This window comes from uncultured Roseovarius sp., from assembly GCF_947489715.1.
In the GTDB taxonomy this organism is placed as follows: domain Bacteria; phylum Pseudomonadota; class Alphaproteobacteria; order Rhodobacterales; family Rhodobacteraceae; genus Roseovarius.
In genome coordinates this window covers 443,900-463,537 of record NZ_CANLER010000002.1, presented here as the reverse complement: position 1 = coordinate 463,537, position 19,638 = coordinate 443,900, and the positions used below count along the sequence as shown (strand labels likewise).

Below are 19,638 nucleotides of genomic sequence, written 5' to 3'. Positions count from 1 at the left end.
CAGAATATTGGGCACCACGCTGAAGGACTTCGTGCAGCAGAACAAAGTGGTTATCCATCTGGGTGCCCATAAAACGGCCACGACCTATATTCAGTCCTCACTCAAGGCGCAGCGGGACGCGCTGAAATCCGCGGGCGTGGCGCTGGTGCTGCCCAGCGATCTGCGCGCGACGGGTGTGCTGCGGCGGACATTCCGCAAATCGGGGGGGGCCATATCCGCATCATCCCCGGACCCCGACAAGCCGACGCTTGGCACCCTGCTGGACCGTATCGCAGCCGATCCCGCAACCCGCCGGATTGCCATATCCGAAGAAAGCATGATCGGCGCGCCGCGCAAGAACCTGGCATGCAAATCGCTTTATCCGGATATGGATCAAAGCCTGCGGGCGATGCCCGATGCATTCGATCATCCCAATGCAACGTTTCTCCTTGCGTTGCGCGACTATGGCAGCTTCGTTTCCTCCAACATCACAACGGCGGTGCGGCGCGGTAATATTTTCGATCTCGACGCGCTGCGTGCGGCGTTTCTGGCGCTGCACCGCGACTGGATGGACGTGATTGATGATCTGCAAGAGGCCTTTCCAACCGCCACGATCAAAGTCTGGCGGTTTGAACAGTTTCATGCTTTGGAATCGCAGGTGTTCCGCGCCTTCACCCAAGGCCCCGTCACGCCGCGTTCAACCCGGGTTTTTAAAACTCTGTCCGGGAATGCGATGACTTACATCCTTGATCATGTGGAACCCAAGTCCGAGCAGGTCCGGATACGTGAGCTGGTTCTGGCGGCAGCCAAGAAGTTCCCGGTTTCTGTCGACAACCCGCCCTTCGATCTCTGGTCTGCCGAACAGGCCGCGCATATGACCTATCGCTACGAACTGGACTGGCACGAAATCTGCAAGGCCTATCCCGGCATCGCCCTTGGCAGTGATTAGCGCAGTGGTGCTTGGGGGCGGGAAGGGTCGTCCAGCCGATAGGCCATGAAAATCTTGTTGCCGTCCTCTCCGATCACCTCCCATCCCAGGTGCTGATAGAGCGTCACGTTTTGCGGCATGTCTTTGTGGGTGGCCAGCTCCATCGTTGTGTGGCCGGCCTTGCGCGCTGCTGTGATTGCCGCGTCAATCAGTGCCCGGCCTATCCCGTCGCCTGACTGATCCGGGTCAACGGCAACATTCATCAGATGCGCCACTTCACCGGAAAGCGACAGGATAACCCCGCCCAAAACCCGATCGCCATCAACCGCCAACCAGACGATATTGTCGCGAATATCCTCTGAGACGCCTTCGGACACGGGCGGCAGGTCAATGCCCTCAACCACATATCCTGCGTAGGCCGCGTCGATACACGCCGTCAGAGCATTGGCATCCGCAGCTTCGGCGCGGCGCAGGGAAAACGCCAAAACGTTACCCCCGCAATACGCCGCCAGTGGCCTTGGTGACCTTCTCGACGATCTTGGAGGATACCGCCTCGATATCGACGTCTTTCAGCGTGGCTTCGGTGGGTTGCAGGCGCACCGTGACCGCGAGGGATTTCTTACCTTCGCCCAACGCGCCGCCGATGAATTCATCAAAGACGCGCACATCGTCGATGAGTAGCTTGTCGGCTCCGGCGGCGGCGTTGACCAGTGTCAGCGCCTCGACATCGGCATCGACGACAAAGGCAAAGTCACGTTCGACCGCTTGCAGGTCACGTAGTTCCAGCGCGCCGCGATTGGCGGTCTGATTGCGGGGTTGCGGGATTTCACCGGGCCAGATGGTAAAGCCCATCGCGGGGCCTTTGACATCCATCGCCTTCAGCACCCGGGGATGCAATTCGCCAAACACACCCAGCACCTTCTTGGGGCCAAGGCAGATCATGCCATGACGGCCGGGATGCCACCATTCCCGCGCACCGCGCAGGATCTGAACCTTGGCCGGTGCGCCGAGTGCGGCCAGAACGGCTTCGGCATCCGCCTTGACGTCATATAGATCGACAGCGCGTGCGGCGCTGTGCACGTCCTTTGGCCCGGTCTGGCCAACCAGCAAACCACTGACCAGCAAGTGCTGCTCACCCGGTTCGCCGCCATGAAACGCCTGGCCCACTTCGAACAGCGCCAGGTTCATCTGCCCGCGTGCCTGATTGCGTGCCGCCGCCTGCAAGAGGCCAGGCAGAAGCGCGGGACGCATATGGCTCATCTCCGAGCTGATCGGATTGGCCAGCATCGTCGCATCATCGCCACCCCCGAAAAGCGCGGCGCTGGCGCGGTCGATGAAGCTGTAGGTCACGCATTCATTATAGCCAAGCGCGGCAGTGGTGCGCCGGGCGATCTGTTCGCGTTTCTGCGCCACCGACAGGATCGGTTTCGGTACGCCGGTCTGGGCGCGGGGCATCGGTTTGCCGACCAGTTTGGTCAGTGACGCGACGCGCGCCACCTCTTCCACCAGATCGGCCTCGCCCATCACATCGGGTCGCCAGCTGGGCACATGCGCCTGGTTGCCTTCCATCCTGAAGCCCAGCGCCGTCAGGGTCTGGCGCTGTTCGGATTCGGGGATGTCCATACCGACAAGCGAGCGCACCCGCGCCGGATCAAGCGTGTAGGCGCGCGCGACATTGGGCACCTCACCGGCGGTCACGCGGTTCGACGGCTCACCGCCACAAAGATCAATGATCATCTGCGTCGCCAGATCGACCGCTTCCATGTTGAAGGCCGGATCAATGCCGCGTTCATTGCGATACCGCGCGTCCGAATTGATTTTGAGCGCGCGACCGGTGGTGGCGATCTGGATGTGATCCCAGACCGCGGCCTCGAGGAATACATTCGTGGTTTCAGACGTACAGCCCGTTGCCAGCCCACCCATGATTCCACCAATGGATTCAACGCCTTCATCGTCCGAAATCACGACCTGACCGGGACCGAAAGTGTATTCCTTTTCGTCCAGACCAACCAGCGTTTCGCCCCCCGACGTGCGGTGCACGCGCAGGTCGCCCCTGACCTTGTCGGCATCGAACACATGCAGCGGGCGGTTGCGGTCATAGGTGAAGAAGTTGGTGATATCGACGAGCGCCGAAATCGGCCGTAAGCCTATGGCGCGCAAGCGTTTTTGCAACCATTCGGGGCTGGGGCCGTTGGTGACACCCCGGATCAGGCGGCCCGCGAAAACCTCGCAGCCGTTTTCACTTGTGTCATCGTCTATGGTGACGTTGAGCGGGCAGGTGAATTGCCCCTCGATATGCGCTGTCCTGGCCGGTTTCATGGTGCCCAGACCGCGCGCCGCCAGATCGAGTGCCACGCCGCGCACGCCCAACGCATCGGGGCGGTTGGGGGTGATCGCGATCTCGATCACCGGGTCGACCTTCGACGGATCATTGGCCGCCAGCCAGTCGACAAAACGGTCGCCTACCTCGCCGCTGGGCAGCTCGATGATGCCGTCATGCTCTTCGCTCAGTTCCATCTCGCGCTCGGAACACATCATGCCGTGGCTTTCGATGCCACGGATCTTGCCGATGCCGATTGTTGTATCAATTCCAGGCACATAGGTGCCGGGCTTGGCGATGACGGCGGTGATGCCGGTGCGGGCATTGGGGGCACCACAGATAATCTGCAACTCACCTTCGTCGGTCAGCACACGGCAGACGCGTAGCCGGTCGGCATCTGGGTGCTGCTCGGCATGGATGACCTTGCCGATGGTAAAATCCGCCAGCCGCTCGGCAGGGTTTTCGATCCCTTCAACCTCAAGGCCCAGATCGGTCAGGGCATCCGCAAGTTCCGCCACCGGGGCATCGGTGTCGAGGTGATCTTTCAGCCAGGAAAGCGTGAATTTCATGATCGGTCATCCGCAGGTCATGTAAGAGTTCCCTGCGCTTTAACGGATATGCAGATGGGGGGAAAGCCCCGGGTGGATTTAGGGCCCCAGAGAACTGGAATGAGGGGGGTAAATCAGGCGGTGTTCCGGTGCCGGTGCAAAGGCCCGGCGAATCACCGTCAAGCCATTGGTTAGCAGGCAAAAACCCGGGTCGGGATAACGTCGGTATTTTGTCGGTATAACGTCGGTATTAGTGGCGGTACGCGGGTCTGTTAACAGGGCGCGCGGTGAGATTTGGGCCGGATGGCCGTTTACGGCGGGTGGTGGGGTGGAACCGCACCCTCGGTTTGCCGCGACCGGGAGGGATATTACCCGCACGGAATCAAGCCCGCAGGGTGAAGCGGGACCATCGCGCCAGTGGCGCGGCGCAAGCCCGATGATCGCGCACCTGCTTTGGGCGCGCCGAGGCAGCCAGACCCGCGATTGGTCTACCGCGACAACCCGCCATGCAGCGTCGGTACGTCGAGGCTTGCGAACCCGTAATGCCGCAGCCAGCGCAGGTCTGAGTCGAAAAACGCGCGCAGGTCGGGGATGCCGTATTTCAGCATGGCGATGCGGTCGATGCCGACGCCGAAGGCGAAGCCCTGCCACTCATTCGGGTCGATATTGCCCGAGCGCAGCACATGCGGGTGCACCATGCCACTGCCCAGAATTTCCAACCAGTCGTCGCCCTCGCCGATCTTCAGCGTGCCGCCTTCCCAGGAGCAGCGGATGTCGACCTCGGCGGAGGGTTCGGTGAAGGGGAAATGCGAGGCGCGGAAGCGCAGTTCGACATCATCCACCTCGAAAAACGCTTTCACGAATTCCTCGAGGCACCATTTCAGGTTCGCCATCGAGATATCCTTGTCGATCGCCAGCCCCTCGACCTGATGGAACATCGGCGTGTGGGTCTGGTCGTAATCGGCGCGGTAGACACGGCCCGGCGCGATGATCCGGATGGGCGCGCCATGCTCCTGCATCGAGCGGATCTGCACCGGGCTGGTATGGGTGCGCAGCACGTGGGGCGGGCGGTTGTCGCCCTCCTCGCGGTGCATGTAGAACGTGTCCATCTCGGCCCGGGCGGGGTGATGGCCAGGGATGTTGAGCGCGTCGAAATTATACCAGTCGCTTTCCACCTGCGGCCCTTCGGCAACCGAGAAACCCATATCGGCGAAGATCGCGGTCACTTCCTCGGTCACCTGCGAAATCGGGTGGATGGTGCCGGGACGGCGGCGATGGCCCGGCAGGGTCACGTCCAGCCATTCGGTTTTCAGACGCTCATCAAGGGCGGCATCGCCCAGCGCCTGTTTCTTGGCGTTAAGGGCCGAATTGATCTCATCCTTGAGCGCATTCAGCTTGGGGCCGGCGACCTGCCGTTCCTCGGCTGTCATCTTACCCAGCTCGCGCATTTGCAGGCTGACCTCACCCTTCTTGCCCACGGCTTGCACGCGCAGGTCCTCCAGCGCGGCCTCATCCGCGGCGGCGGCAATGGCAGTCAGGTATTTGTCGCGTAGATCGTCCATCGGTATCGTCCTGCAATCGGGTTTGCTGGCGGGTTACCGTGCATGGGCCGCGCTTGCAAGACTATGCGGGTTTCGTGGCCAACATGCTGGTGTAGGACATGAAGCCGAAAAACCGGTTTTCGGCGATGCGTGTCCGGGCCTCCTCCCGCAGCCCGTCGGCCCCGGCTGGTGTCAGCAACCCGTCGGCCTGCATCTTGGTCAGCGCGCGGTCGATGACAGACATGAAATAGGCCGCCTCGCCGCTGGCAAGATAGCCATGCGCCTGCACCTCGCCGGTGGTGAAGCCCGCAGCTGCGGCCAGGGGCACCAGTTGCCGCGGCAGCCAGAGGTTATGCACATTGGCGTCGATCATGTATTTCACCACCGGTTCCAGCGGATCGAAATCGCCGATCGCGACGGTCGCGGTGTCATAATCCCCGTCGAATACCGCCAGCACGCCGCCGGGTTTGAGGATGCGAAACGCCTCGGTCATCACCGCGTCGGGGCCGGGCACATGGCACAAAAGCGTGTGCATCAGCACCATATCGACCGAGCCGCTTTCAAGCCCGCAGGCCTTGGCATCCCCGACCTCGAAGCTTAGTGCCGGTTCATCGGCGTGATGCTGGTGTGCGCGTTCAACCATCAGCGCCGCCGGTTCGATCCCCAGCGCGCGGCTGGCGCCGGCAACGGTGATCAGGTCGCGGGTAACATGACCGGTGCCGCTGCCCATTTCGACGGCAAAGGCGCCCCGGGGCAGGCTGATGCCGGACATATAGGCGCGGCGCATCGTCACCTGCGCGGGGTCAATGCTGCGCGCGTCCATGGCGTCGGCGATGGCGATCTGGATGTCCTGGGCAGCAGCGCCGAGATTGGCATAGGGATCTGACATCGAAAAAACCTCACTGAAAATGTCTTTGCGATGCCAGATTATACCCGGCTTCGGAATTTCCAAAATCCGGGTCTGCGGGCGTTATTTCAGGTCGCGCAGATACTCTCGGGTGAACTGCGCATAACCATCCGACGTGACCTTGTGCTGCCCCTGAAGATGGGCGTGCAGATCAGGCAGGCGGTGAAACGGCACCTGTGGCAGGGTGTGGTGTTCGACGTGGTAGGGCATGTTCCACGCTAAAAACCGGATGATCCGGTTGGTATAGGTGGTGCGGGTGTTTTCGAACATGTTGGCGACAAAGGCGCAGCGACCATGTTCGGCCAGCAGGTAAAGCCGCAGGAACGGCTGCCCCAGCAGGCAGGGCAGAAGCCAGACCCAGAAAAGCAGTGGCGTGACAAAGAGGCTGGCGAGGGTCAGCCCGTAGATCAGCATGAGCCACCGAGCCTCGACAATGACCCGCCGGTGCGCCCGTTCGGGCACGAAATCGCCGGGATCGCGGCCAAAGGCGCTGCCGATGATCCGGTCCAGCATGTCGATCCAGAAGGGGATGCCGCTGACATGCACAAGATACTCGCCGATCGTTCCGGGCTTGGCCCCGGCGAGCAGTTCGGGGTCCTTGCCGGGCACGTTGGTGTGACGATGATGCGCCAGGTGGAAATAGCGGAACCACTCGAAAGGCAGTGCGATCAGCACGCCGCAGATGCGCCCGACCCATTCATTCAGCCGTTCATTGGCGAAAGGTGTCTTGTGGGTCGCCTCATGCTCAAGCGTGAACAGAAAGCAGATCGCTATGCCCTGCGCCACCAGCGCCAGTTGCCACAGTGGCAAGCCCAGTGCGATCCAGAGGCCAAGGCCCAGGATCAGGCCCGCATGCCCCGCCAGATGGCGCAGGCCCGGCGCATCCTCGGTCCGGTTCAGATCGGCCAGGATGTCCTTGGGCAAGGTCGAGATGAAGGCTTTGTGATCCATGGGGGCGATTCCGCTGGGGGTGCGGTTTGTCATAGCATGGCGCGACGTGGCGCAACAATTGAGGTGCCCGCTGTCAGCCCGTTTTCCGCAGCAGCGCCAGATCGCAGGTCGTGGCATGGCCCATCGCGCGTTTGACCCCCGGCAGCAATGCCGCGCCATTCATCGCAAGGCAGATCTCGATCAGACCGGCATCGCCATAGGCGCTCCGGATGGTATCGCGCGCGGCGGGATCATCCTCGCGACGGGCGGTGACCGCATCGGCAAGCGCGGCAACGGCGGCAAGCTCTGCGGGCAGGGCGGCATACTCTCCGGCAAGCAGCCGATCTATCAGCGCCGCGTCTACACCGGCGTGCCGTGCCAGATTGATCTCGGCCTCGACACAGGTGCCGCAATCGGCGGCGATCGCCCCGCGCAGGCGCGCCGCGTGATAGGCTGCGGCGGGCGCATGCCTGTTGGGATCGAGAAACCCGAAAATCCTGTTATAGCGCGCCAGCAGCCCCAGATCGGTTTTTGCAATCTCGTGGATGTATCCGAATTCGACACCGATGCGCCGTTCCGCGCGGCGGATCATGTGACCCGCAATCCTGCGCAGCATTTTCAGGTGTCTCCGGTCGCCACCGGTACGGTCGGGTAGGCACCCCATTCGGTCCATGACCCATCGTAGAGCGCATGATCGGTCTTGCCGACGCGTTCCAGCGCCAGGTTGATGATGGCCGCGGTGATGCCCGAGCCGCAGCTGGTGATCACCGGCATCGACATATCGACCTTGGCGGCGGCGAAGACTGCGCGCAGGTCATCGGGCGATTTCATCGTGCCATTGCCGGTCAGCAATTCGGTATAGGGAATGGATTTCGAGCCGGGGATGTGGCCCGACCGCAGGCCTTCGCGCGGCTCGGGCGCCTCACCCCGGAAACGTCCGGTCGAGCGTGCATCGAGAATCTCGTAATCCCCGAGTTTCGAGGCCGACGAGACCTGTGTCACATCCTTGACCATCTGGTTTTGCCGCCGCACCGTCATGTGCCGGTCCCTGACCACGGGGGGCAGGTCTTCGATGGCACGGTCCTCGGCCATCCACTTGGGCAGGCCACCATCCAGCACGGCGATGTTTTCCTGACCCATCAGGCGAAACAGCCACCAGACCCGCGGTGCCGACATCACCCCCTGCTGATCGTAGACCACCACCTGATGCCCGTCACCCACACCCATCGCGCGCAGGCGCGACATGAATTTTTCGACCGGCGGCACCATATGCGGCAGGTCCGAGCGGTGATCGCTGATATCGTCGATGTCAAAGAACCGAGCGCCGGGGATATGCGCCGATTCGTAAGCGGCCTTGGCGTCGCGATCATCATCGGGCATGAACCATGTACCATCCAGCAATCGCAGATCCGGGTCTTTCAGATGCGCGCCAAGCCAGTCGGTCGAAACCAGAGTTTTCGGATCATCTTGTGTCATGGATGCCCCCGTTTTTGACGCGTCCTGCCTACATCCCGAGGCCGCGAAGGGCAAGTCCGGCCACCGCGACATTGGCGCCCGGTCTGGGCGTCATTTTGCCATAGGGCAAGATGCGCAGGCGCAATTTGCAGGCGGGATTGCTTTGTAGGAAGGCGGGGTTTTGCGGGTATCGCGCCGCAATCCCCGCGACTGTCAGGACTGGTTGGCGATCGCGTCGTCAAAGACCGGGCGATCATAGGCTGGCATCGAGACGCGGCGCGGTACGTATTCGCCGCTTTCGGTCACCTTGCGCACATGGGTTGCAATCTCTTCCATCGGTGCGAACCAGACATCGCCTGCGGCGACCGCCGTTTCCAGAAAGCTGGCGACCACGTCCCAGCGGGCCAGCCTGCCGGTGGCGAAGGGATGGACCACGGCCACCCATAATCCGCCGTATTTCTTCATGACCTCGAATTCCTGGATATAAGGTTCGAACCCGGTTTTTGGCGGGTGGATATTACCCATGTACCCGAGATCCTCGGACTGGACGAATTGTGGCCAGTCATCGAGGCCCCAATGCGTTGGCAGTTCGAACAGGCTGCCCTTGGGCGTATCGAGAATATAGGGCACGTCGTCGCCCATCAGCGACGCGTCATAAAGGAAACCACGCTCGGCCAGCAGGGTGCAGGAGATGTCGGATACATTATAGAGCGGCGCGCGCCAGCCACGCGGGGCCTTTCCGGTGGCGCGTTTGAGGATGTCGATGCCGACATCAAGCCAATGCGCCTCTTGCTCGGGTGAAAGTTCGTTGGGGTGTTCATGGATATAGCCGTGATGGCCGATCTCATTGCCGCCTTCGAGGATGGTTTCGACCGCCGCCGGATAGCGTTCGACGCACCAGGCGGGGATGAAGAACGACTGGCGGATACCCAGCCGTTTGTAGGTTTCGACAATGCGCGGAATGGCGATTTCCGGGCCGTATTGCAGCATCGACGTCGTTGCCGCCTTTTTGTGGCTGTCCTGCGGATGGGCGATATGCACAAGGCTGTCCGCATCCATGTCGAAGGTCACGCAGGCGGCGCATTTTGCACCGTTGGGCCAGGGTACCGGGTTCGCGATCATGGCATTACACTCCCTCCATTCACACCGATCCCCTGACCGGTGATATAGGCTGCATTCGGACCTGCAAGAAACAGGGCCATCTGGGCAATCTCCTGAGGCTGGCCAAAGCGTGCCAGCGGAATTGCCAGTTCCTTTTGCCGCCATTCCGGCGTCATGTTTTCTGCCGCCAGCATATCCGTGTCGATCGGCCCCGGGCACAGCGCATTGACCAGAATACTGGGGGCAAATTCCCTGGCCCAGGAGCGGACCAGCCCCAGAACGCCATGCTTTGAGGCGACATAGGGTGAAAACGTCTCGCGCCCGTAATAGGACAGGTCCGAGGCGGTCAGGATGATGCGGCCCGGTCTGTCTTGCAGCGCCCGGATCGCCTCGCGCCCGACCAGAAAGCTGCCGCGCAGGTTGACGGCGACAACACTGTCGAATTCCTCGGCCGAGGTTTCCAGCAGCGGGGCCTCGTGGATGATTCCGGCGCAATGGACCAGCACATCAAGGGGCGGCAATTGGTCGTCTATCGTCGCGAAGAGTGTCAGGATCGAGGCCTCGTCGGACACATCGCATTGAAAGGCCGAGGCCTGCCCGCCTGCCGCGCGGATCATGGCAACGGTTTCGGCCGGATCAGTCAGATCGGCGCAAGCCACCCGCGCGCCTGCATCTGCGAAAGCGTGGGCGCAGGCGGCACCGATCCCGCGCGCCGCACCGGTCACGAGAACGGTTCTGTTTTGCAGTGTTTCGGTCATGCCATCACCTCGCCCCGGTCAAGCCCATAGGCCTGCCCGGTGATGTCACGGGCGGCATCCGAGGCCAGAAACAGGTAGAGCGGTGCCATATCGTCAGGCTCCAAAAGGCCGCCGATGACCTGCGCGGACATGATCTCGTCCAGCAGATCGGATTCGGGGCGCCCGGATCGTTTGGACATGTTGGCAAGCGACAGCATCGCCGCGTCGGTCCTGACCCATCCGGGGCAGACCGCGTTGACGTTGATCTGCCTGGGGGCCAGTTCATGCGCGATTGACCGCATGAAGCCGATATTGGCGTGTTTGGTGGCGCAATAGGCGGAAAATTCACCCACCGCCGTGCGCCCCCAGATCGACGCTGTCAGGATGATACGGCCACCGTCGGGCATCCTGGCAAGGGCATGACGGGTTACAAGAAAGGTGCCGATCACATTGATATCGACGATGCGGCGAAACGTATCTTCGACGGCTTTGTCCGGGTCCGCGAGCGGGGTAATGCGTTCAAGGCCGGCGTTGTTGATCAGCACGTCGATGCGCGAAATTTCGGACATGACCGCGCGCAGCTGATCGACATCGGTGATATCGCATTGCAAGGCGCGAACATTGCCGCCGGTTTCATCCGCCAGCCGTGTGGCCGCGTCGGTGACGCCGTCGTCATCGGCTAATATGCTGACATCGGCCCCGGCCTGTGCAAAGCCTTTCGCCACCCCATAGCCGATGCCCCGGCTGGCCCCGGTGACCAGCACGGATTTGCCGCTGAAATCATAGGTGACGCGGCCCATCCTACCCTCCGTCCTGCCGGTTATGCAGCATGCGCCCGATAGTGTTCATCAGGATTTGCGCGGCCAGAATGGCGGTTGTGCCGGTATGGTCGTAATCCGGCGCGACCTCGACCAGATCAAGGCCCACGATATTGCCCTGCCGGGTCAGGCCGTCCAACAGCTCCAACACTTCGTAATAGAGAAACCCGCCATGGCTGGGCGTGCCTGTGCCCGGCGCGATCGATGGATCGAACCCGTCAATGTCGATGGTCACGTAATAGCGCACGCCGGTGGGGATGCGCGACAGCACGCTGTCGACACCCAGCTTGCGGAACTGGCGCACCGACAGGATATCCGAGCCCATTTTGCGGGCATCCTCGTACCCTTCCTTGGCGGTGGACGAGACGTTGCGGATACCGATCTGGCTGAGGCCGGTCACATAGGGTTTTTCAGCCGCGCGCCGCATCGGGTTGCCGTGGCCGTAGCGCACGCCGTGGCGTTCATCGACGAAATCCAGATGCGCGTCGATCTGGACGATATGGATCGGTTCCTGCCCTTCGAACGCGTTCACGCAGGGGATGTTGATCGAATGATCGCCGCCCAGGGTGATCGGAATGGCGCCTGCTTTCAAAATCTGCCGCACGCCATGTTCGATATTGGCATGGCTTTTCATCGTGTCCGTGTGCACGATGTCCGCGTCCCCGATATCAACGATCTTCACCTCGCCCGCGGGCATATAGGTGATGTCGTCCTCGTGGTCGTAGGCGCCGCCGTGACCGAATGAGAACAGGGTCGAGGCCTCGCGGATCGAGCGGGGGCCAAACCGTGCGCCCGCCCGGAACTGCGTGCCGAAGTCAAAGGGCGCGCCCAGGATCGCCACATCGGCATCAATCGCATCCCAATCCTGTACATATGGCGATTTGCCGAAGGTCGAGATGCCCACAAAAGGCAGGTTCAGCCGCCCGCCTTCATACCCGTGTTCGCTCATGTCCTGATCTCCGAATGGTGATAAACTTGTTTGGTGGCGAAAATCGCCCATACATCGCGGCGAAAAATCTGATCCGCCGTGGCCTCGCCCTGATCGTCATCCGAGACGAACTGGAAGAACCGGATGTTCTGCATCTCGAATAATGTATCGGCAAAGCCCGCCGCCTCGATCTCGGGCGTCAGGGAGCCTTGCTGCTGATAGATTACCATGATGTCGGCCATGATGCCGATCAGCACACGATCAAGCGCCTGATAGGTCTGGCCGAATTGTCGCCCGCCCTGCAGGATGCTTGAGGCGATCACCTCGCGCCAGGTGCGTTTGGTCAGGTAGGTCATGGCGTGGCGGCGCATGATCTGGCCGAATTCTGCAACGGCCTCACGGATGTCCAAGGGCAGGCTTTCGGTCAGGGCGCGCAATTGCGCAATCAACCGCTCATCGCTTTCCTTGACCAGCGCCAGCAGCAGGTTCGCCTTGGTGCCATAGTAATTATAGACCGTCACCGCGGACACGTTCGCATCGGCGGCAATGCTCTCGATGGTGACCGCGTCATACCCTTCGCTTTGAAACCGGTCCCGCGCCACATCCAGAATCCTGTTTGACCGGTCGATCTTCTGCCGTTCGCGAAGGCCTGACGTCATGTGGTGAACTCCATTTCCCTGATCTTCGCAGACACCAGAGGTCAAATCCGACGCCGATCCAATAAAATTTTTGTAGACAACTTATATTTTTAGTGACTAAAGTTTCTTAGTCAATAAAAATAAACAATAATTAGAAACCCGTGGGAGGTTCGTCATGATCAACAAATTTTCGGTCGCCGCAGCGACCCTGGCTTTGACATTGCCGGCAATCGCCGTTGCCAAGGAACAGATAAATATAGGTGTCTGCGTCTCGTGGCCCGGCTATGCGATGCATGAGATCGCGCGTCAGAAGGGTCTGGCGGATGACTATGACATCAACATGGTGATCTTCGATGACCCTCTGGGCGGGCACGCGGCCCTCGCGGCAGGGCAGTTGGATGTCTATGAATGCACGGGCGATTACACACCGCTGGCCATCGCGCGCGGATCAGGGGTGGTCAATGTGGCCTTTACCAACCCGTCCTATGGCGTCGATCACGTGATCCTCGCGCCCGATGTGGATGTATCGGACATGAAAGGTCAGCGCATCGGCGCACCGCAGGCCTATATCGGCCAGTTGCTGATGGGGGTCTGGCTGGACAGCAAGGGCGTTTCGCTTGAGCAGGTCGAGTGGGTGAACCTGCTTGCGGATGAGGCCGTCGGGCCGATGCTGTCGGGCGATCTGGCCGCGGCCTATCTGTACGAGCCCTGGATCACCAAGGTGATGGAAAACCTGCCGGGCTCTTCCTCGGCCGTGAACACCGCCGATCCGGAGATGCTCAAGACCGGGATTTTCATGGATGTGGTCTATATGAACGGGGATTTCGTGGCCGAACGCCGCGATGCCGCGAAGGCCATGCTGAAGGCGCGTTTCGACGCCCTGGGGTGGTGGCATGAGAATACCGCCGAAGGTAACGAGATCCTGTCCGAGTTCCTGAAATGGCCTTTGGCGGATGTCGAATCGGTCATCGGGACGAATGGCAAGTTCCTGAATGGCGGCATTTACATGTACGACTTCAACGAATCCGCGCAGGTTTGTGGCGTCATGGAGGGTGAGCCGCCTTTTGACATTGGCAACGGTGCGATGAAGGACGTGGTTGCCAGCATCAACGACTGGTGGGTCCGGCTGGGCCTCATGACCGAAACGCACGACCCCGAGGCGGGTGTTGATTGTTCGCTCATGTCCGATCTGATGGCCAGCGGTTACAGTCAGTCCTTCGCGGCGCGCGAATAGCCTGATCCGAAACCGGGGCGGCGCGTGTTCCGATGCGCGCCGGCCCGTTTCACACCGTGAAATGAGGGGACCCCGATGATCGAACCTGACCGCGCTCACCGGCAGCCGTGGTTGCAGCTGCGCAAACCCGTCTCGCGCAAGCAGGGCTTTCTGTCGGCCATCTTCATCTGGGCGTTGTTCTTTGCCGTCTGGGAAGGCGTTTCGCTGGCGGGGCTTGTGAACGACCTTCTGGTTCCCGCGCCCCATGCGATTGTGGCCACTCTGATCGATATGCTGATCAACCGTGACTTTGTATCGGATATCCTGATCAGCGTCTGGCGCGTGGTCCTGAGCTTTGGCATTGCCTGCGCCATCGCCGTGCCGCTGGGCATCGCCATGGGCGCCTTTCCCGCGATCGAGGCGGTTGCAAACCCTTTTGTTTCAGCCTGGCGTTACCTGCCTGCGCCGTCGTTCATTCCCATCCTCCTGATGTGGTTCGGGACTGGTGAGACACCGAAACTGGTGCTTCTCATTATCGGTGTGATCTTCTTTCTGATCACGCTGATCATGGATCACACAAAGCAGGTGCGCAGCGAGTTGGTTGAGACCGGCCTGACCTTGGGTGGCAATCGCTGGACCATCGTGCGCACGATCATTCTGCCCGCAGCGATGCCCAATGTCCTGATCGCAATGCGGCAGATGCTGGCCGTCACCTGGACCTATCTGGTGATCGCCGAGATCGTCGCATCGACCACCGGGATCGGGGCGATGATGATGCGGGCGCGCCGTTTTCTGCACACCGATGAAATCATGGCCGGGATTATCGTGATCGGTGCCCTGGGGCTGACCTTCGACATCCTGTTCCGCAAGCTGCACAGGTGGCTTTATCCCTATCTTTACAGCAGGGAGAGCTGAGATGGCGCATCCATCCGCCACTACCGCCGAGGCTGGTCCGAAGCTTAGGATCGACCGGGTGTCAAAGCGGTTTCCCCTGCCGGATGACAAGGAGATCGAGGCAATCCGTGACGTGAGTTTCGGCGTCGAGGAAAACGAGATCTGCGTGATCCTTGGCCCGTCGGGCTGCGGCAAATCCACCGTCCTGCGCATGGTTGCGGGGCTTGAGACGCCGACCGCGGGTGTGCTTTCGCTGGACGATCACGAAATCACCGGCACCGACCGCGAGCGCGGCATGGTCTTTCAGGCCTACACGTCGTTTGACTGGCTGAGCGTGCGCGGCAATGTCGAATACGGGATGCGGATCAACGGCGTTCCGGTGGCCGAGCGTCGGGCGCGGGCGCAGAAATATATCGACCTTGTGCAGCTCAGTAAATTCTCCGAGGTTTACCCGTCGCAACTGTCCGGTGGGATGAAACAGCGCGTGGCCATTGCCCGTACGCTGGCCAATGATCCGGCGCTTCTGCTGATGGATGAGCCTTTCGGGGCGCTTGACGCGGAAACCCGCTGGCATATGCAGGAGTTGCTTGTCGACATCGCCGAGAACGCCAATACGACCGTTGTCATGGTCACGCATGATATCGAAGAGGCCATTTACCTGGCGGACAAGATCGTGTTCCTCTCAAGCCATCCGGGTCGCGTGCACGAGATCATCGTGCCGGATTTCAAGAAGGGCCAGCGCTTTACCAACAAGGAAGAGGTGATCGCGATGGACGGTTATGGTGCGCTGGAACGCCAGATCATGCGAATGATGCGAGAGCAGGGCGCCTCGGAGGTTCTCTGACTCAGGGGCAGACCGGGTTCTATTTGGTTGCAGGCGCAACGCGGCGCCGGGGAAACGCGATTAACCCTTCGCGCCCTGTCCCCGGTCATAGACGTCTTCCAGGCGTACGATGTCATCCTCGCCCAGATAGCTGCCGGTCTGTACCTCGATCAGCACCATCGGCACCTTGCCGGGGTTCTCCATCCGGTGCACGGCGCCCAGCGGGATATAAACGCTTTCGTTTTCCGACAGCAGCCTGACTTCGTCATTGATCGTGACCTTGGCGGTGCCCGCCACAACGATCCAGTGCTCGGCCCGGTGGTGATGGCTTTGCAGGCTCAGGATACCGCCGGGTTTGACGACGATGCGCTTGACCTGAAACCGATCCCCAAGTGCAAGCGTTTCGAACATGCCCCAGGGACGCTGGTCCCAGGGAAATTCGGTCGCCTGCTTGGCGTCTTTCTGTTTCAGCTGATCGACGACTTTCTTGACATCCTGCGCGCGGGATTTATCCGCCACCAGCACCGCGTCGCGGGTCGACACGACCATCACGTCGTGCAACCCAAGCCCGACAAGTTCAACCCCGTCATCTTCGGCCCGAAGCAGGCTGTTTTCGCAATCCACCGCCGTGGCTGAACCATGCACTGAATTGCCTTCGGCATCCGCGCCCATATGGCGGCTGACGGAATCCCAATCCCCCAGGTCGGACCAGCCGCCGGTGTAGGGCACCACCACGAGGTTGTCGGCCTTTTCCATGACCGCGTAGTCGATCGAGATATCCTCGACCGCCTTCCACGCCGCGGGGTCGATGCGAAAGAAATCCAGATCCGGTTGGGTTTTTTCGACCGCCGCGCGGACCTGATCCACCAGCTGCGGCGCGTGGGTATGGAACGCGTCCAGAATGCCCTTGACCGAGAACAGGAAAATGCCGCCGTTCCACAGGTAATTGCCACTATCCAGCATGATCTGCGCGGTCGCGCGATCGGGTTTTTCCACGAACCGCGCCAGCGGGATCGGGCCTTTGGCATTCGTGGGGTCAGCAGTCAGCTCAAGATAGCCATAAGCGGTCTCGGGCCGGTTGGGGGCGATGCCGAAAGTGACGAGCTTGCCCGCCATCGCGGCATCTTTGCCCATCTGTACAGCGGCGGCAAAATCGGCGCTGCTGGGGATGATATGATCCGATGGCGCCACCAGCAGGAGCCCGTCCGGATCGCGTGCCTCCAGCCACAGTGCTGCGGCAAGAACCGCAGGTGCGGTATTGCGCCCTTCGGGTTCGATCAGGACGGTGCCGTTCTCGATCCCTTCGGCGCGCAGTTGCTCGGTAGCGATAAACCGGAAATCTGACCCTGTGATCACCACCGGCGCAGCATAATCCGCCCCCGACAGGCGACTGGCCGAGGCCTGAAATAGGCTTTGGTCGCCCACCAGTTTGGTGAATTGCTTGGGATAGCTTTTGCGCGACAGGGGCCACAGACGCGTGCCGGACCCACCGGCAAGCAATACAGGGGTAATCTTGGTCAAAAAACAGTCTCCTGGCCAGGGTCACACGGAAGTTGGCGCACGCATAACACGAAATTTCGCAGCGCACAGCATATGAACCAGCCGATATGGTTAATATATGGCGAATTTTCGATATCTCGGTGCAGCCGGCGGGTCAGTTATGGGCGCTGTGCCGCCTGCGCACCGTGTCATCGCGCCCGGGCAGATTTAGTGACGCATCGCCGCGCGAGGTGGAGCTGATCAGCTTGCCCTTGGCCACCACATGCAGCCGTGTGGCGCGCAACCGCACCGCTTCGATCGGGTTGCCCGCATCCAGCACCACAAGCGACGCCTGCGCGCCCACTTTCAGGCCATAATCGCTTAGCCCCATGATCGCGGCGCTGTCTGTCGTCACCATGTCAAAGCATTTGCGCATGTCCTGCGGCGATGACATCTGCGCCACATGCAGCCCCATGAAGGCCACGTCCAGCATGTCACCGGTGCCGAGGCTATACCACGGATCCAGCACGCAATCCTGGCCAAAACCAACGCGGATGCCCATTGCCAGCATTTCCCTGACCCGGGTCAACCCGCGCCGCTTGGGGAACGTGTCGTGACGGCCCTGCAACATGATGTTGATCAGCGGGTTGGGGATCGCCGCCACCTCGGCCTCGGCCATCAGCGGCAGTAGTTTCGAGACATAGTAATTGTCCATCGAATGCATCGAGGTCAGGTGCGATCCGGCCACACGACCCTGCAACCCCAGCCGCTGGGTTTCATAGGCCAGCGCTTCGATATGACGACTATGCGGGTCGTCACTCTCGTCGCAATGCATGTCGACCATCAGCCCGCGCTCGGCGGCGATCTCGCAGAGTTCACGCACCGACGCCGCGCCATCCGCCATCGTGCGCTCGAAATGCGGTATGCCCCCCACCACGTCGACGCCCATATCCAGCGCACGAATGGTGTTTTCCCGCGCCGTCGGATCGCGGTAGAACCCGTCCTGCGGGAAGGCGACCAGTTGCAGGTCGATATAGCCCTTCACCTTCTCGCGCACCTCCAGCAGGGCCTCGACCCCCAGCAGCCGGTCATCGCAGGTGTCGACATGGCTGCGGATGTGCAAAAGCCCCATGCTGGCGGCCCAGTCGCAATAGGTCAGCGCGCGGGTCACGACGTCGTCCTGGGTCATGACCTCTTTCAGCTTGCCCCAAAGGCCGATGCCTTCGAGCAATGTGCCCGAGGCATTGATCCGCGGAATGCCGTAGGATTGCGTCGCATCCAGGTGGAAATGCGGATCGACGAAAGGCGGGCTGACCAGATCGCCATTGGCGTCGATCACCTGCGCGGCATCGGCATCAATGCGACCGATTTCGGCGATGCTGTCGCCGGTGATTCCTATATCCGCCACCGTCCCGTCGGGCAGCGTGCCGCCCTTGATTATCAGATCGAACATCAGCGTTCCCCCTTGTTGAACGGTACCATCAGCGCGGCGGGCACCTCGGCCCGGCGCGACATGACGATCAGCGCCAGGATGCTGAGGAAATAGGGCATCATCAGGAACACCTGATAGGGGATATCCGCCCCCAGGGGTGTCTGCTGAATGCGGATTTGTAGCGCGTCAAACGCGGCAAAGAGGATCGCGCCCAGAAGCGCCTTGCCCGGCTTCCACGCGCCAAAGACCACCAGCGCGATGCAGATCCAGCCGCGTCCGTTGACCATCTCGAAAAAGAAGCTGTCAAACGCCGACATGGTCAGGAACGCCCCGCCCACGGCCATCAGCCCGCTGCCCACGATCACCGCACCCATGCGGATACCGGTGACCGACAGCCCCTGTGCCGCCACGGCGGCGGGGTTTTCGCCCGCAGCCCGCAGCGCCAGCCCCAGGGGCGTGCGATAGAGCACCGCCCAGACAACGACCACCAGCACAAAGGCCAGATAGGTCAGCGGGGTTTGCGAAAACAGTGCCGGGCCAATCAGCGGAAGGTCCGACAGGATCGGGATTTCAAACGGCTGAAAGGCGTCGATCTTGGGTGGTGATGTCACCTCGGGCAGGGCAAGGCGATAGGCGTAATAGGTCATTGACGTGGCCAACAGCGTCACCCCCAGCCCGACCACGTGCTGCGACAGGCCAAAGGGCACCGTCAGCAGCGAATGGATGAGGCCAAACATCATCCCCACCGCCATCGCCACACAGACACCGCCCCACAGGCCGAGGCCTGAATAGGCGCCCATCCAGCCGGCAAAGGCGCCCGCCACCATGATCCCCTCGATACCGAGGTTCAGAACGCCTGCGCGTTCGCAGATCAGCTCGCCCAGGGTGGCAAAGATCAGCGGGCTGGCGATGCGGATCGCGGCGGTCCAGAAACTGGCGGACAGCAGGATGTCTATCAGGTCCATAT

The 19,638-nt window shown here is 61.3% G+C and carries 19 protein-coding genes; 4 read left to right on the top strand and 15 right to left on the bottom strand.

The features are described 5' to 3' along the window. Positions 1 to 7 precede the first annotated feature (7 nt). Positions 8 to 928, top strand: a complete 921-nt coding sequence (locus Q1B27_RS07930; RefSeq protein ID WP_299846204.1) for a hypothetical protein — start codon at positions 8 to 10, stop codon at positions 926 to 928. On the opposite strand, the gene Q1B27_RS07925 is transcribed toward Q1B27_RS07930, so the two are convergent. The 12 genes from Q1B27_RS07925 to Q1B27_RS07870 form a co-directional block, all read right to left on the bottom strand. Continuing rightward, complete coding sequence (locus Q1B27_RS07925; RefSeq protein ID WP_299846202.1) at positions 925 to 1,392, bottom strand: GNAT family N-acetyltransferase; 468 nt, start codon at positions 1,390 to 1,392, stop codon at positions 925 to 927. The two genes, Q1B27_RS07930 and Q1B27_RS07925, sit on opposite strands and share 4 nt — an antisense overlap. Before the next feature lie 4 nt (positions 1,393 to 1,396). After that, positions 1,397 to 3,796 carry a phenylalanine--tRNA ligase subunit beta gene (pheT, locus tag Q1B27_RS07920; RefSeq protein WP_299846199.1) on the bottom strand — a complete coding sequence of 800 codons (2,400 nt, stop codon included), beginning with the start codon at positions 3,794 to 3,796 and terminating at the stop codon, positions 1,397 to 1,399. A gap of 467 nt (positions 3,797 to 4,263) precedes the next feature. Beyond that, positions 4,264 to 5,337, bottom strand: coding sequence for a phenylalanine--tRNA ligase subunit alpha (gene pheS, locus Q1B27_RS07915; protein WP_299846195.1), 1,074 nt, complete (start codon positions 5,335 to 5,337; stop codon positions 4,264 to 4,266). A gap of 61 nt (positions 5,338 to 5,398) precedes the next feature. After that, the gene (locus Q1B27_RS07910) at positions 5,399 to 6,205 is read right to left on the bottom strand and encodes a methyltransferase domain-containing protein (RefSeq protein WP_299846192.1); all 807 of its coding nucleotides are present in this window, start codon (positions 6,203 to 6,205) and stop codon (positions 5,399 to 5,401) included. 81 nt (positions 6,206 to 6,286) lie between these two features. Next, positions 6,287 to 7,174, bottom strand: a complete 888-nt coding sequence (locus tag Q1B27_RS07905) for a fatty acid desaturase (protein ID WP_299846189.1) — start codon at positions 7,172 to 7,174, stop codon at positions 6,287 to 6,289. Between the two features lie 73 nt (positions 7,175 to 7,247). After that, a complete protein-coding gene (locus tag Q1B27_RS07900) occupies positions 7,248 to 7,769 on the bottom strand; it encodes a hypothetical protein (RefSeq protein WP_299846186.1) in 522 nt (173 codons plus the stop codon). 2 nt (positions 7,770 to 7,771) lie between these two features. Next, on the bottom strand, positions 7,772 to 8,629 hold the full coding sequence (sseA, locus tag Q1B27_RS07895; protein ID WP_299846183.1) for a 3-mercaptopyruvate sulfurtransferase: 858 nt from the start codon (positions 8,627 to 8,629) through the stop codon (positions 7,772 to 7,774). A 192-nt stretch (positions 8,630 to 8,821) separates the two neighbouring features. Next, positions 8,822 to 9,730 (bottom strand): polysaccharide deacetylase, encoded by a 909-nt coding sequence (locus Q1B27_RS07890; RefSeq protein ID WP_299846180.1) that lies wholly within the window; start codon positions 9,728 to 9,730, stop codon positions 8,822 to 8,824. Further along, positions 9,727 to 10,467 (bottom strand): SDR family NAD(P)-dependent oxidoreductase, encoded by a 741-nt coding sequence (locus tag Q1B27_RS07885; protein ID WP_299846178.1) that lies wholly within the window; start codon positions 10,465 to 10,467, stop codon positions 9,727 to 9,729. The genes Q1B27_RS07890 and Q1B27_RS07885 overlap by 4 nt, the downstream gene beginning before the upstream one ends. Beyond that, positions 10,464 to 11,246 (bottom strand): SDR family NAD(P)-dependent oxidoreductase, encoded by a 783-nt coding sequence (locus tag Q1B27_RS07880; RefSeq protein ID WP_299846175.1) that lies wholly within the window; start codon positions 11,244 to 11,246, stop codon positions 10,464 to 10,466. The genes Q1B27_RS07885 and Q1B27_RS07880 overlap by 4 nt, the downstream gene beginning before the upstream one ends. A 1-nt stretch (position 11,247) precedes the next feature. Continuing rightward, positions 11,248 to 12,213, bottom strand: a complete 966-nt coding sequence (gene speB, locus Q1B27_RS07875) for an agmatinase (RefSeq protein WP_299846172.1) — start codon at positions 12,211 to 12,213, stop codon at positions 11,248 to 11,250. Beyond that, a complete protein-coding gene (locus Q1B27_RS07870) occupies positions 12,210 to 12,851 on the bottom strand; it encodes a TetR/AcrR family transcriptional regulator (protein WP_299846169.1) in 642 nt (213 codons plus the stop codon). Before Q1B27_RS07870 ends, speB begins: the two co-directional genes overlap by 4 nt. Before the next feature lie 154 nt (positions 12,852 to 13,005). Between Q1B27_RS07870 and Q1B27_RS07865 the strand changes: the two genes are divergently transcribed. The 3 genes from Q1B27_RS07865 to Q1B27_RS07855 all read left to right on the top strand — a co-directional run bounded on the left by Q1B27_RS07865 (position 13,006) and on the right by Q1B27_RS07855 (position 15,781). Further along, positions 13,006 to 14,064 carry an ABC transporter substrate-binding protein gene (locus Q1B27_RS07865; protein WP_299846166.1) on the top strand — a complete coding sequence of 353 codons (1,059 nt, stop codon included), beginning with the start codon at positions 13,006 to 13,008 and terminating at the stop codon, positions 14,062 to 14,064. Positions 14,065 to 14,139: 75 nt separating this feature from the next. Then, positions 14,140 to 14,958: an ABC transporter permease gene (locus tag Q1B27_RS07860; protein ID WP_299846163.1), complete on the top strand. Its 819-nt coding sequence runs from the start codon at positions 14,140 to 14,142 to the stop codon at positions 14,956 to 14,958. Position 14,959: 1 nt separating this feature from the next. After that, positions 14,960 to 15,781, top strand: coding sequence for an ABC transporter ATP-binding protein (locus Q1B27_RS07855; RefSeq protein WP_299846160.1), 822 nt, complete (start codon positions 14,960 to 14,962; stop codon positions 15,779 to 15,781). Positions 15,782 to 15,841: 60 nt separating this feature from the next. On the opposite strand, the gene Q1B27_RS07850 is transcribed toward Q1B27_RS07855, so the two are convergent. The 3 genes from Q1B27_RS07850 to Q1B27_RS07840 all read right to left on the bottom strand — a co-directional run bounded on the left by Q1B27_RS07850 (position 15,842) and on the right by Q1B27_RS07840 (position 19,636). Further along, positions 15,842 to 17,281, bottom strand: coding sequence for a mannose-1-phosphate guanylyltransferase/mannose-6-phosphate isomerase (locus Q1B27_RS07850; protein ID WP_299846157.1), 1,440 nt, complete (start codon positions 17,279 to 17,281; stop codon positions 15,842 to 15,844). Between the two features lie 133 nt (positions 17,282 to 17,414). Beyond that, entirely contained in the window at positions 17,415 to 18,692 is a 1,278-nt protein-coding gene (locus tag Q1B27_RS07845) for an amidohydrolase family protein (RefSeq protein WP_299846154.1), read from the bottom strand. Next, positions 18,692 to 19,636 (bottom strand): ABC transporter permease, encoded by a 945-nt coding sequence (locus Q1B27_RS07840; RefSeq protein WP_299846149.1) that lies wholly within the window; start codon positions 19,634 to 19,636, stop codon positions 18,692 to 18,694. The genes Q1B27_RS07845 and Q1B27_RS07840 overlap by 1 nt, the downstream gene beginning before the upstream one ends. Between the last annotated feature and the right edge of the window lie 2 nt (positions 19,637 to 19,638).

Coding starts and splice junctions, on each gene's coding strand:
- pheT (WP_299846199.1), bottom strand. CDS start 3,796: ATGAAATTCACGCTTTCCTGGCTGAAAGATCACCTCGACACCGATGCC.
- pheS (WP_299846195.1), bottom strand. CDS start 5,337: ATGGACGATCTACGCGACAAATACCTGACTGCCATTGCCGCCGCCGCG.
- Q1B27_RS07910 (WP_299846192.1), bottom strand. CDS start 6,205: ATGTCAGATCCCTATGCCAATCTCGGCGCTGCTGCCCAGGACATCCAG.
- Q1B27_RS07905 (WP_299846189.1), bottom strand. CDS start 7,174: ATGGATCACAAAGCCTTCATCTCGACCTTGCCCAAGGACATCCTGGCC.
- Q1B27_RS07900 (WP_299846186.1), bottom strand. CDS start 7,769: ATGCTGCGCAGGATTGCGGGTCACATGATCCGCCGCGCGGAACGGCGC.
- sseA (WP_299846183.1), bottom strand. CDS start 8,629: ATGACACAAGATGATCCGAAAACTCTGGTTTCGACCGACTGGCTTGGC.
- Q1B27_RS07890 (WP_299846180.1), bottom strand. CDS start 9,730: ATGATCGCGAACCCGGTACCCTGGCCCAACGGTGCAAAATGCGCCGCC.
- Q1B27_RS07885 (WP_299846178.1), bottom strand. CDS start 10,467: ATGACCGAAACACTGCAAAACAGAACCGTTCTCGTGACCGGTGCGGCG.
- Q1B27_RS07880 (WP_299846175.1), bottom strand. CDS start 11,246: ATGGGCCGCGTCACCTATGATTTCAGCGGCAAATCCGTGCTGGTCACC.
- speB (WP_299846172.1), bottom strand. CDS start 12,213: ATGAGCGAACACGGGTATGAAGGCGGGCGGCTGAACCTGCCTTTTGTG.
- Q1B27_RS07870 (WP_299846169.1), bottom strand. CDS start 12,851: ATGACGTCAGGCCTTCGCGAACGGCAGAAGATCGACCGGTCAAACAGG.
- Q1B27_RS07865 (WP_299846166.1), top strand. CDS start 13,006: ATGATCAACAAATTTTCGGTCGCCGCAGCGACCCTGGCTTTGACATTG.
- Q1B27_RS07860 (WP_299846163.1), top strand. CDS start 14,140: ATGATCGAACCTGACCGCGCTCACCGGCAGCCGTGGTTGCAGCTGCGC.
- Q1B27_RS07855 (WP_299846160.1), top strand. CDS start 14,960: ATGGCGCATCCATCCGCCACTACCGCCGAGGCTGGTCCGAAGCTTAGG.
- Q1B27_RS07845 (WP_299846154.1), bottom strand. CDS start 18,692: ATGTTCGATCTGATAATCAAGGGCGGCACGCTGCCCGACGGGACGGTG.
- Q1B27_RS07840 (WP_299846149.1), bottom strand. CDS start 19,636: ATGGACCTGATAGACATCCTGCTGTCCGCCAGTTTCTGGACCGCCGCG.